General features: G+C 34.9%; 11 protein-coding genes. 6 read left to right on the top strand and 5 right to left on the bottom strand.

Features of this window, described 5'->3' with window-relative positions:
- Positions 1–338 precede the first annotated feature (338 nt).
- Genes SLH48_RS12135 through SLH48_RS12125 form a run of 3 tightly spaced genes read left to right on the top strand, consistent with a single transcriptional unit; the run spans position 339 to position 2,019 of the window.
- Complete coding sequence (locus tag SLH48_RS12135) at positions 339–809, top strand: low molecular weight protein-tyrosine-phosphatase (RefSeq protein WP_320258375.1); 471 nt, start codon at positions 339–341, stop codon at positions 807–809.
- Between the two features lie 27 nt (positions 810–836).
- Positions 837–1,163: a YtxH domain-containing protein gene (locus tag SLH48_RS12130; RefSeq protein ID WP_214480671.1), complete on the top strand. Its 327-nt coding sequence runs from the start codon at positions 837–839 to the stop codon at positions 1,161–1,163.
- Between the two features lie 13 nt (positions 1,164–1,176).
- The gene (locus tag SLH48_RS12125) at positions 1,177–2,019 is read left to right on the top strand and encodes a YihY/virulence factor BrkB family protein (RefSeq protein WP_320258374.1); all 843 of its coding nucleotides are present in this window, start codon (positions 1,177–1,179) and stop codon (positions 2,017–2,019) included.
- A 378-nt stretch (positions 2,020–2,397) separates the two neighbouring features.
- Here SLH48_RS12125 and SLH48_RS12120 read toward each other — a convergent pair whose 3' ends face one another.
- A complete protein-coding gene (locus SLH48_RS12120) occupies positions 2,398–4,347 on the bottom strand; it encodes a heavy metal translocating P-type ATPase (protein ID WP_320258373.1) in 1,950 nt (649 codons plus the stop codon).
- Positions 4,348–4,618: 271 nt separating this feature from the next.
- On the opposite strand from SLH48_RS12120, the gene SLH48_RS12115 reads away from it, so the two are divergent.
- On the top strand, positions 4,619–5,566 hold the full coding sequence (locus SLH48_RS12115) for a DMT family transporter (RefSeq protein WP_214480669.1): 948 nt from the start codon (positions 4,619–4,621) through the stop codon (positions 5,564–5,566).
- Positions 5,567–5,762: 196 nt separating this feature from the next.
- Here SLH48_RS12115 and SLH48_RS12110 read toward each other — a convergent pair whose 3' ends face one another.
- Together SLH48_RS12110 and SLH48_RS12105 are read right to left on the bottom strand one after the other, a co-directional pair.
- Positions 5,763–5,909: a BH0509 family protein gene (locus tag SLH48_RS12110; protein ID WP_214480668.1), complete on the bottom strand. Its 147-nt coding sequence runs from the start codon at positions 5,907–5,909 to the stop codon at positions 5,763–5,765.
- A 316-nt stretch (positions 5,910–6,225) separates the two neighbouring features.
- The gene (locus SLH48_RS12105; protein WP_320258372.1) at positions 6,226–7,413 is read right to left on the bottom strand and encodes an MFS transporter; all 1,188 of its coding nucleotides are present in this window, start codon (positions 7,411–7,413) and stop codon (positions 6,226–6,228) included.
- Positions 7,414–7,702: 289 nt separating this feature from the next.
- Here SLH48_RS12105 and cax point away from each other — a divergent pair, with 289 nt between their 5' ends.
- Together cax and SLH48_RS12095 are read left to right on the top strand one after the other, a co-directional pair.
- Positions 7,703–8,755, top strand: a complete 1,053-nt coding sequence (gene cax / locus SLH48_RS12100) for a calcium/proton exchanger (protein WP_320258371.1) — start codon at positions 7,703–7,705, stop codon at positions 8,753–8,755.
- A 929-nt stretch (positions 8,756–9,684) separates the two neighbouring features.
- On the top strand, positions 9,685–10,494 hold the full coding sequence (locus SLH48_RS12095) for a YfkD family protein (RefSeq protein WP_320258370.1): 810 nt from the start codon (positions 9,685–9,687) through the stop codon (positions 10,492–10,494).
- A 211-nt stretch (positions 10,495–10,705) separates the two neighbouring features.
- Here the strand turns inward: SLH48_RS12095 and SLH48_RS12090 are convergent, their stop codons facing one another.
- On the bottom strand, positions 10,706–11,590 hold the full coding sequence (locus tag SLH48_RS12090) for a mechanosensitive ion channel family protein (protein WP_320258369.1): 885 nt from the start codon (positions 11,588–11,590) through the stop codon (positions 10,706–10,708).
- 81 nt (positions 11,591–11,671) lie between these two features.
- Positions 11,672–12,808, bottom strand: coding sequence for a radical SAM/CxCxxxxC motif protein YfkAB (gene yfkAB / locus SLH48_RS12085; protein WP_320258368.1), 1,137 nt, complete (start codon positions 12,806–12,808; stop codon positions 11,672–11,674).
- Between the last annotated feature and the right edge of the window lie 259 nt (positions 12,809–13,067).

Raw genomic sequence — 13,067 nt, 5'->3', positions numbered from 1 at the left:
TTCTTCGTACTAAGATATAAGCACGTATACACATAGCGTTCGTGGCATCTTTTCTTTTGTACAACGATGACTAACAACATTAAATCACTTTTTATAGTACAAATTTGATAACAATAGCAACAATGTTTACGAAAAGAGCCTCCGAATATTAGTAATATCAAACGCCTCTTCATAATCAAATAACCATTGAAAAATATATCATTATAAATACTATGTAAGGAAGAATAATTTAATATGAGCATAATAAATGAAACAAGAGTGACATTTTAAATTCTATCTTACATATCAAATCAAATTTTGCTTATAATGGAGATGGAAAGATAAAGGAGCTGGAAAACATGATTCGAGTTTTATTTGTATGTTTAGGTAATATTTGTCGCTCGCCTATGGCAGAAGCTGTGTTCAGAGAAATAGTTAACAACCAAGGTCTTGGTGATAAAATAACAATAGATTCTGCGGGCACAGGAAATTGGCATATAGGTAAGCCACCTCACGAAGGTACACAAGGGATACTAACAGGTAAGGGGATTCCTTTCGAAGGTATGAAAGCACGGCAAGTTGTTGAAAATGATTTAGAGAATTTTGATTATATTATTGGTATGGATTCTGAAAATATTGGAAACCTCCATAAGATGGCGGGGTACAATAAAACAGGTTTTATTGGAAGACTTCTTGACCTTGTTCCTGAAAGTGATATAGATGATGTGCCAGACCCATACTTTACAGGGAATTTTGAAGAAGTTTATGATTTAGTCGTCAAAGGCTGTGAAAATTTACTACAGATGATAAAAAATAAACATAATATTTGAATGGTGTAATAAAAGGGAGAGGTGAGCATGTCAGCAAATAATTTGTTCAAAGGGATGATGGCAGGCGCTTTCGTAGGTGGAGCAATTGCAATGCTAAACAAGGAAACAAGGAAAGAAGTTGTTACACAAGGAAGAAAAGCAGTGCATACTACGGGAGAATTTCTAAAAGATCCTGCTACATTAGCAGTGAAAATTAAAGATCAAATACATACAGTGAGAACAACGATTGAAGAAATAGAAGAAGATGTATCGTTTGTTACGACTAAAGCCCATGAATTAAAACAATCAACTCCTCAAATGATAGAGGTAGTGAAGGATACGAAAGAGAAAGTTTTTAACGATAAGGAAGGATAAGTGGGTGTTCTAAATGGAGACTAAGCGGAGAATGAGTGTCGTCTTCTTTGTTAAGGAGCTTTTTAGGCGGTTTAATGATGATGATATTATAGGTTTGTCTGCTGAGTTGGCCTATTTTTTCTTGCTTTCATTGTTTCCTTTTTTAATTTTTTTAGTGACCTTACTTGCTTATTTACCTGTTTCACAAGAGGATGTTATGGAAGTATTTCAACAATTTGCTCCAGGTGAAACACTTGAAATGATTGAAGCGAATTTAAAGCTTATCGTCGGTTCACAAAATAGCACACTTCTTTCATTTGGAATTATTGGGACAATATGGACAGCGTCGATAGGGATGAATGCGGTAGTGAGAGCTTTTAACCGTGCGTATGAAGTGAACGAAAGTCGATCACCTCTCGTCGCTAGAGGTGTGTCGATCTTATTAACATTTGCTATGATTTTTGTAATTGTTGTTGCGTTATTACTTCCTGTATTTGGACAAAAAATTGGCTTGTTTATTTCGTCATCATTTGGCTTTTCGATAGAATTTATGAATGCATGGAATGCGGTAAGGTGGATTCTGAGTTCTATTATCTTATTGGTTGTATTTTCATTTCTTTATTTCATTGCACCTAATAAACGCTTGAAAATGAAGGAAGTTACAACAGGGGCTATTTTTGCGACGGTTGGGTGGATTATCGTCTCTGTAGCTTTTTCTTACTACGTTGAAAGTTTTGGAAATTATAGTTCCACGTATGGTAGTCTCGGCGGTATTATTGTATTAATGATATGGTTCTACCTAACTGGGATGACTATTATCGTGGGTGGAGAAATTAATGCGATCATTAATTGTCGTAGAATTGATTGTGACGAGTAATGTTATTGCTTTCTTCTATAATTTACTATTATGCTTAGGGAAAAACTAGCCATATTAATTGATGATAAGTTTCTTATCATTATGAGCTAGGAGGATGAAGCAATGACGAAAAAAACGAAAAAAGATGGAGATACAAAGCAGAAAAATCAACAAGCTGGATCAAACCCTAAACATAAAACAAGCAGCAGTGCTAATGGCACAAACGGTTATCATTAACGAGAAAAGCGGAAGTATCTTGTTGATTCTCGACAAGCAGTGGAGCAAATGCATCTGATTTTTTTATGCCATCGGATGTATTTTTCTAAGTGGTTCTGCAGCTACAAAAAAGAAAAGCAAAAGGGTCTTGAATAAACAACGTCAAGGCCCCTTTTGCTTTTGTTACGCCTTTAGCAGCCGTAGGCCGTTTAAGATAACTAATATTGTGCTTCCTTCGTGCCCAATTACACCAAGTGGTAAATTAACAACTTGGAGGAAGTTTGACAGGATTAATAGGGAAATGACCGCGATTGAAAAAATGATATTGTGCTTTACGATACGATTCATTTTTTGTGATAGCTTGATTGTTTCCGCAATTTTTGACAGGTCGTTTTTCATGAGAACGACGTCTGCTGTTTCTAATGCGACATCTGTCCCTTCTCCCATAGCTACACCAACGTTTGCTGTAGCTAACGCAGGTGCGTCGTTGATTCCATCACCAACCATCGCTACATTGTTATATTTGCTTTTAAGTTGCTTTAAGTGTTCAACTTTCGCTTCTGGTAGACACTCGGCGATATAGTGATTTACCTGACATTCTTCTGCAATGGCCTTTGCCGTTTGTTCTCCATCTCCTGTTAACATAATCGTTTGAATACCAAGTGCTTTAAGGCTTTGAATTGCTTTAATCGATTCCTCACGAACAGCGTCCTTTAGTGCAATAATTGCAGCGATTCCGTTAGAGTCAGCTATAAAAACGACTGTATTGCCTTCGTCAGCCAATTGATTGGCAATTCCACCGTGGAACTGTTCTGCTAATTCGCTGCCGACGAAGTCAGCTTTGCCTATTTTCCACATTTGGTTATTGTACATACCTTGTACTCCCCAACCAGCAACATCCTCTAAGCTATCAGGTTGACTAAGCGTACATTTATAGGTGCTTTTTGCGTAAGATACAATGGCTTGAGCTAGTGGGTGGCTAGAATGACTTTCCAATGAAGCAGCTGCTGTAATGACATCTTCATGAAATAGACCATCTCTCACGAGTACTTTTGTCACAGTAGGTTTACCTCTCGTAAGTGTTCCTGTTTTATCAAAAGCAATTGCCTTGACCTCACTAAGTTTTTCTAAGTGAACGCCACCCTTGAATAAAATACCCTTCTTTGCACCATTTGAAATGGCAGATAATGTAGCGGGCATAATCGATGCAACGAGTGCACATGGCGAAGCCACAACTAATAAGATCATTGCTCTATAAAATGTTTCAGTCCAGCTCCAATTAAATAGATAATGGGGTGCGAACATCATGATTAATACAGTGATTAACACAATTTTCACATAAGTTCCTTCATATTTTTCAATAAAAAGCTGAGAAGGAGATTTTTCACTTTGTGCTGATTGAACAAGTCGGATGATTTTCTGAAATAAAGTATCTTCACTATGTTTGGTCATTTTTACAAGAATGGCACCACGTAAGTTGACTGTCCCAGCAAATACTTCGTCCCCGATATCCTTCGAAACAGGGATCGATTCGCCAGTGATGGTCGCTTGATCAATGGACGTTTGCCCTTTTAGAACCTCTCCGTCAATGGGTATTCTATCACCAGGCTTAATTAAAATCGTATCACCAATTTGTAATTCTGAGATATGAACAGTTTTTTCTGAATCACCCACTAGTAAGATCGCTTCTTCAGGCTGTAAATCCATTAACGACGAAATCTCACGATTACTTCTGTTCATCGTATATGTTTCTAATGCGCCACTAAGAGAGAATATGAAAATTAATACTGCGCCCTCCCACCAATAGCCAATTGAAGCTGATCCGATAGCAGCAAAGACCATGAGCATTTCAACATTCAACTCGCGGTTTTTAATAGTTTCTTCTATTCCCTCTTTAGCTTTCGCAAAACCACCAATAAGAAACGCTAATATATATAAGGAAACTGAGAATGTTGGCATACTGAGTGTATCCATTACCCATGCAAGAAAAATGAGTACACCGGAGCTTAAAGCTGCAATTAATTCTATATGTGTTTGCAGTTTGTTAATAAATGTTTCAGTATGATCAGTTTTACAATTGATGTAAGTTGATTGGGTATTATCTTTTATTACTGCCTTTTCACTTGTTTCCATAAAATCTCTCCTCCTAATTAATCTAATTGAGAAAAGTAATCAAAATCAATATCCCAATAAAATGACGAAAGCTGCCATCTTATAGGGATAGCAGCACTCTTTATAATAATTTTAATTAAATATTTATTATATTTCTTATTTAATACTCTACCATACTATATGCATTAAGGAAAGAATATTGTGCTTAAAAAGCTCAAAATACTTGTATAAAATTTTAGATTGGATTATAACTAGGTAAGTGTACTTTAAAGGATCAAGGAGATGTATTGATTTGACAGCAGAACGCTTTTTTTCTCATAAATTAGGGATGATCGCTGCGGCAGCTGCAGCGACATTTTTGTGGGGGAGTGCTTTCCCATTCATTAAGCTCAGTTATGAAGAATTGAACATTCAACCTAATGAGATTGGTGAACAAATTTTATTCGCTGGTTACCGATTCATTTTGGCTTCATTAATGATTATGGTTTTTTACGTATTTATAAAACGAAATATCTTTTTGAAAAAGAGTACAATTAAGCCACTAGTTCATATAGGTTTGTATCAGACATTTTTCCAATATGTTTTGTTTTATATAGGATTAAGCTATTCAACGGGCATACAAGGATCAATAATCGCAGGGACTACGTCATTATTTCAAATGATTTTTGCACATTTTATGTATAATGATGATTCCTTAAATAGAAAAAAGGTAGTAGGGGTACTAGTTGGGTTTACAGGCGTCATTTTAGTAAATATAACTAGAGGTTCCTTTTCTTTTTCATTCGGCTTAGGTGAATTATTATTACTTCTTGCAATGGTTTCGGGTGCTTTTGGAAATTTAAAAGCGAGAAATGGCAGTTTTAGTATGGATGTTGGCTATTTAACTGCTTATCAAATGTTATTTGGATCCTTTGGTTTATTAGCCGTAGGGATGATAATGGCAGGTATATTTCCTTTTGAGTTTACAGTAAAGTCATTATTCTTATTGCTGTATTTAGCCTTTTTATCTGCAGCAGGTTTTGTGCTTTGGAATAATGTCATGAAATATAATCAGGTCGGCAAGGTATCGATGTTCTTATTTCTTGTCCCTGTATTCGGTGTAATATTATCTAGTATACTATTACAAGAATCGATTCACTTTTTCGTTGTATTTGGATTGTTGTTTGTTACATCAGGGATTATTATTGTGAATCGACCTGATAGGAAGCGGCTAAGAAAGGTGAATGATCAAGTTAGTTAAGCCATGTACTAATTTTTTTGCTGCCAACTATTGAGTGTTATCAAAAGCACGAATATACAAAAATACACCTCGATGTTATGTTATCGAGGTGTATTTTTTATAGTTAGTCATGTTAATGGAATTTCGAATATAAAAGGAATATTGTTAGTGGTTGAACACTTATTAATGAGGTATTGTGTTGAAAAGCAGTAAACTGTTATTCAGCGATTTCTTCAAATTGGTAGTAAGTAGTATTGTAAATATGCTCAATTTCAGCGTCTGTCATGTAGATTAAGTGATCTCGATCCATACCTTTCATTTTCTCAATGAACTCAATCATATTTTTTCTTTCTTGTCTACTCATTTATATCCGCTCCTTTTTTCATCTGTTTTAATACAGTATATTATCTTTGTTTGTATTATATAACAGTTTAATAAAAATGTGCAAATACTTTTTTGATTTTTTTGAAAATATTTTAGTCTACCGAGAGTTATTTCGTAACTGTATAAATGATGTGGTTTCTTTCTATACTTTGCTGCTGTATTTAAGATGCAACAAAAGCTTTGTTACACAACTAGACCTCAACTATAAGTTGAGGTCTAATTTATCTGGGTGATGTCCTACATTATTTTTTTTGATGTAAGATGAATGCAGTAGCACAGAGGCTCGTATTAAATAGTTATTTGCTCAATCTCACAGGTTCACTTTCTTGTATGGTAGGCTGTTTACCAAAAAAAGTGACGATAAAAAATATGCTTAATAACATGATGCTTATAATAGTGAAAAAGCTAATATTTTCGAAGAATTGTATAAATGTACCTCCTAGGATAGGACCTGCTAAACTACCTACACTAAATGCAACACCACTAAGTAAATTTCCTGTTGGAAGTAGATTTTTTGGCATTAGGTCTGTCATATAACTTATACCCATGGAAAAAGTAGATCCTACTAGCATACCTGCTATGAAAATGAACGTCGTTAGTAGAACGATGGATTGTTCGAAAAAGCTGGCAGCTAAAAATGCTACAAAACCTAAGAAAAGAATGCCCATTAAGATATTTCTTCGACCAAATTTATCACTCAGCATGCCTAGTGGTAGTTGGAACACAATACCTCCTATAGCGAAGGCAGTAAGTAAAATAGAAACACTTGCTACCTCTAATCCAATACGTAAACCGTAAACAGGGAAGCTACCGTTTAAAGACGATTCTAGAAATCCGTAGCTTAATGGTGGTAAAAATGCAACCCAACCGTATTTCCAAGCTTGACTAAAACGTTGAATCGTTTCTTTGAAAGAATTTGACTCGATATCTTGTTCAGGATAGTCATTATCAAGCATAAAAATGAATATCCACCCAATGAGACATAACAAAGATGATACTACAAAAGGGAGTGTTTCATTAATTTTTACTAAAGGAGTTAATAATGGGCCAGTCGCAAATCCAAGGCCGAAAAATAAGCCGTATAAAGAAATATTTCGCCCTCTCTTTTTGGCTGAGGAAAACGAAGTTATCCACGTTTGAGTTGCAAAGTGTAGTGCATGATCACCTATGCCAATAAAAAGACGTAAAATAAACCAAAACCAAAATGATTTCCAAAGAGGAAATAGCGCGAGAGATACGATCACTATGAGTCCGCCCATGATAATAACAGATTTATAGCCAAACCTTCTTAAAGGTTGCTCCATAAACGGAGATATAAGAAGTATGCCAATATAAAGCGCAGTTGCGTTTAAGCCATTTAAAGCCGAACTAACCCCGTCATTTTCAAAAATAATTGCTATAAGTGGCAGTAGCATACCTTGTGAAAAACCAGAAATCATAACAATACTAACTAGTATCCAAAATCGAAATTTATTTTTATCCATTGTATAACCTCTATTTCTAACGATGTTAATAAAATGTACCCGATAAAGATCGTACAAATAAATGAAGAGATATACAAGGGTTTTTCAGAAATAACATCATTTGTTATATTTATTTTTTCTAAGCGTTAATACACCCTTAACTGTTTGTATAAATAAGACGAGGAATTAGTTATAATTTCTCAATGCTTAAGTGAAAAATATATGTAGTATTCAATGAGAGTATGGTTAGTAAAACATTCCCTTATTTTACTAATAATAATTATAGCTATAAACAGAAAGGTTTGAGGAAATGAATAAAATATTTTTTCTCCTAGTAGCTACTGGTATCCCACTATCCGTTGTTGGTAGTCTATTGCATTGGTCACCTGTGATAATGTTCGTTATTTACAATATTACAATTATAGCTTTAGCTAGCTACATGGGGAGAGCAACAGAAAGTATTGCTATCGTTAGTGGACCACGTATAGGTGGACTTTTAAATGCCACATTTGGAAATGCAGTTGAGCTAATCATTTCAATCTTTGCTCTAAAAGCTGGTCTTATTGGTGTTGTATTAGCTTCGTTAACTGGATCCGTTATCGGGAACTTACTACTTGTAGGCGGATTATCTTTTTTTGTTGGAGGCTTGAAATTTAAACGTCAAGAATTTAACGCATACGATGCTCGTCACAATGCGGGTCTCCTAATGTTTGCTGTTATTGTTGCGTTTGTAATCCCTGAAGTTTTTTCAATGGAAATGACTGAAAGCCAAACGCTAGCTTTAAGTATTGGGATATCAATTATTTTAATGGCATTATACATAGCTGCACTATATTTTAGGCTTGTCTCACATCGTGGGGTTTATCAGCATAGCTCGGATGAGGTAGAAGAACACGAGGAACCGGAATGGTCGAAAAAGGTAGCCATCACAGTTTTAGCGCTAGCAACTGCAGCAGTTGCTTACGTGTCAGAAAACCTTGTTCACACATTTGAAATAGTAGGTGAAACGTTTGGGTGGAGCGAGTTGTTCATCGGGGTGATCATTGTTGCTATCGTAGGGAATGCGGCTGAACATGCTTCGGCGATTATTATGGCGTACAAAAATAAAATGAATATTGCTGTAGAAATCGCAGTCGGTTCAACCTTACAAATTGCCATGTTTATTGCACCACTACTTGTACTTATTTCTTTATTCTTCCCGACAAAAATGGCTCTTGTGTTTACGCTTCCTGAGCTCGTAGCCATGGCTTCTTCAGTATTCTTAACGATTGTTTTGACAAATGATGGAGATACGAACTGGTTTGAAGGTGCAACACTATTAGCAGCATATATCATTATGGGAATTGGCTTTTACTTATTATAAAGCTCTTTTCAAAACCTTGTTGTTATTGGTAATAAATTAGAAGTGCAAGAAGCAGTTTTATTAATTTGTAAATATTTTACAAATGGAAAGATGGCACGTATTCTAGTTATGTAAGTGTTTATTTCTTAGCTCGAAGAAACTGTAGTCTATAGGTAAAGAGCCTATATAAGGCTCTTTCCGTAAACTTTGTTGCTATTGGTTGTAAATTAGAAGTGCAATAAGTGGTTTTATCCCTTTATCATTGTTTTAAAGAAGAAAAGATGGCACAAGTTTCAAACTTTGAGAATAGTAAAGACTTGTCCATTTTTAACAAAAATCAAGATGTTTTGAACTTAAATCTCATATCATTATAAGAATATAAATAAGGATGCCTTCAATGTATCTGACCTACCTATTAAGTTATTTATTAATAGGCAATGATTTCAGACGTTATTGTTGAAGCACCCTTAATTTTTTATGTTCAGGAAATGGAATTGTAAAATAAATATATTTCCAATCGTTATCATCTACGTAAATTCAAAGTAATTATTACCTAACTACATTCACACAAACTCACTTGTCGTATTTCGTACCTTTTTTAAAGTAGTCACTACGATGATTCTACTCGATACGCATACCTCCTTATGTGTTGTATGATGCTTTCGAGATCCCTCCTTTTTGGTAAGTATAGTTTATTATATTCAAAATTTATTTGAATATTCTGTTTATTGCACGCTTTTTTTAGTTCTTTTCTTATTTTTAAATGCTTGTCATCGTTTATGTCATGAATCTGTTAAAAACAACAACAGCAATTGTGAAAATAGTTTGTTGAACTTAGTAAATGTATTGTTGAAGAAAAATATGCAAATTGATGTAATTAAGTTGGATAATCTATAGTCTGTTCGAAAAAACTAATGAAAAGATTATGTGTTTGAAAGGAGTAATTGCAAATGAAACGTATATCACAGTTTATTGTATTATTATTCTTTATGTCTTTAATAAATCCGAGTGTCATTACAGCAGAGGAAAAGAAAAAAGCAGCAAAGAATCAATATGTAATACCTGATTCTGTTGTAAATATTTCAAAAGAAAATACTTATCCAAACCCAACAGAAGATTTACCATACTTGGAGCCAAGTGAACTTGCTAAGAAGCTTATTGAAACATCAAATGTAACAATAGAAAATCCGGATCTCATACGTATTTTAAATGAGTCTTCTATAGGTAACGCTCCGCATGCAATTGGGTATCGTGCAACGATTTTTTTAGGTGAATGGCCATTAAATTATGAATCACAAGAAACGACAACAAACTGGGAATATCAAAAAATTAATACTAATTATTTTGATAATAGAGGAGGAGAAGCACCTCAGAAAATATTTTACACCCAGGATACCCAAAAGGTAGTGAAGGGAGGTTTAACTTCAACTGTCCCAAATGAAGAGGATGTAAAAAAAATGATGCTGTTAAAATCAATGGACAAAACTAAATTACAATTATCATTTCAAACGATTGTTGGCTTAGGTACAAAAAAAGAGCAAATATATAATATACCTCCAAAGAAAGTGGGCTATTTATATTCACACTCACCTGCTGTGAATGAAAAAGGTAAAGTGACCTATGGTGAAGTATATTTAGTGTTGAGGGGTAACAGTAAGAAAATTGAGGTCAAAAATGTAACTTCTCAAGGGATAGGTGCTTGGATTCCTGTCCAAGATCATGTATCATTCTCCTTTGTTACAACAAATCATCCGAGATAAGGAAAGAGCGCTATTACGACTTTAGTGTAATGGCGCTCTTTGTTGTTATTGAAAGAATGTATTTTAATGATTGTTGCTTTTCGTACTAGGAAATAAAAATAAACTAAGCATTCTAGGCATCTTTTCTCATTTGAATTGAGGTCATTTGCATAGAATTATTTATTGTTGTTCTAAATTATTTTCAATGGTAACAAAAGCTTACGAAAAAAAACTATTGAAATTGTCTTGTGCTTGTCTCGTCGTTCATTTCTTGGTTGTTTTGTACAATTAATTGGCCTTCAGCCATTAAAATATCATGGTCAAACATAGCTTGAGCAACAATTCGTCTAGTCTCTTTCGCTGCAGTCCAGAAGTGTGCGTCATCCACTAAGCCTATAATTGTATACTCATAGCCGCGAAAGCCAGCATTTAGGGACGTCATTCCATATACTTGGAATGGTTCAACGACTTGTTCATTGTTCGTCTTTAAATAAGCTTGTAAAGAATCATTTAATTGAACACAAGTTTGCTCTAACAGTTTGAATACTTCTTTTGGATTTTCTCTAAAACTAACGACGACGCGTTCGATGACACGCATATTTTCAATATTATAGTTCTGGATTTGTTGAATTTCCCCATTACTAATAGTAAGCAACTTGCCACTCCATTCACGCACCTTCAAAAACCTGAGTCCGATCTCTTCTACCGTCCCGTTATACGTGTTGTTGACAGTGATAAAATCCCCTTTATCAAGTTGTTTTTCATACAACAGGAACACACCTGACAACACATCCTTTATTAGCCCTTGTGCGCCTAAGCCGAGTATGATTCCTGCTACACCAGCTCCAGCTAGGAGTTTTTCAGCTTCAATGTCAAAAAGCTCATCAAGCGTATATATAATAAAAGCAAATGTAGCTACGTATTTCGTAACCGAGCGAACCATACTTTCAATTGTTTGTTCTTTGCGCTCTTCAAAAAAATGTGTTCTCTTAAAAAAGTTGTGAACCATTCTATTAATAATGAGGACAGCTAACCAAACGATAAACCCAAAACGGATGACTTTAGTTATTTCATGCTGCCATACTGTATTTAGTATTTCTAACGTAGTTTGCATCATTTATCAACACTTTCTGTGAAATTAATTTTCAACATTTATATATACAATAACGATTAATCTTAAGTTTTTCAATAGAAAATGCTAAGCTTCGCTTCTTACTAGTTTCGTTTCTTTTGTTAGAAAATCAGTGTCTTTGTAATAACGATCCTTTACTAATAAATTGGGACCAAGACATTTTACAGCAGGACAGTGGCAGCTTAACATTTTTGCTAAAGGAGATCGCGTCCAAAGCTGATAAGACTCTAATAAAGAATTCGATTGTATATTCCCTAATGGGGGGGCATCACCGAAATCTGTGACAATGACTTCTCCAGTAAATATGTTTACATTTAATCTAGAACGACCGTCAGGATCATTTCTTACGGATATATTTCTACTCTCGTATAGACGTCTTAGCAAGGTGAGATCCTCATCTTTATCACTGCAAGGATAAAAAGGTAGTGTGCCAAAAAGCATCCATGTATTTTCATCACGTACGTCAAGTAAGTGATGAATGGCTGCTCGGAGTTCATCTAATGACAGAACTTCTAAGTGACTAGCAAAATCGCTCGGATACATTGGATGAATCTCGTGACGTGCACACAGCATGTCATTGATCACTTGATGGTGGATCTGTTCTATATAAGGGAGAGTCCTTTTGTTTAACATCGTTTCTGCAGAGATCATAACACCCTCTTTTGACAATGTTCGGCTATTTTCGATGATTTGGTTAAAATACTTTTCACGCTGTTTAAACGTTGGCTTGCGCTCCATCATCGCAAACCCACCCTCAGCAAATTCTTCAACTGTTCCCCAGTTGTGTGATATATGAAGTACGTCTAAATATGGCATGATTTGTTCATATTTACTTAAATGAACTGTAAGATTTGAGTTCAATTGTGTGCGCACACCACGATCATGAGCGTATTTTAATAACGGTTTAACATATCCATTAACTGAGGATGAAGATAGCATTGGCTCACCACCGGTAATACTTACGGAGCGTAAATGTGGAATCTCATCTAACCTCGTTAATAATAGATTAAGGGGCAATGGATGTGGATCCTTTGATTGTAAAGTATAGCCAACTGCACAGTGCTCACAGCGCATATTACATAAAGTTGTCGTGGTGAATTCAATATTTGTTAATTCTAGTTGACCTAACTCCTCAACATCTGTGTATGCCTCCCATGGATCATTTAAGGGAGAAATTAGCTTTTTTTGTTTTGTTGTGCTCATGTATAACTCCTTAACGATTGTTTTTGACTAATGCTCTTTTCGTAAACTTTGTTGCTATTTTTGATGAATATTATGATAGCTTAATAATTCAATAAGTAGAAAAGATGCCACGAACGCTATTTGACTACGTGCTTATATCTTTGGACGAAAAGCTACAAGCAATGTGAAAACAACTTTGACTAAACAATAACCTCCGATAATTATGTAGAATGATGAGGGATGTTGTCAAATGGTTGTGAATTCGTTACGATAATAGAGA

The organism is Cytobacillus sp. IB215316 (assembly GCF_033963865.1).
Classification (GTDB): domain Bacteria; phylum Bacillota; class Bacilli; order Bacillales; family SM2101; genus Nanhaiella; species Nanhaiella sioensis.
This window is presented reverse-complemented; position numbering and strand designations above follow the sequence as displayed.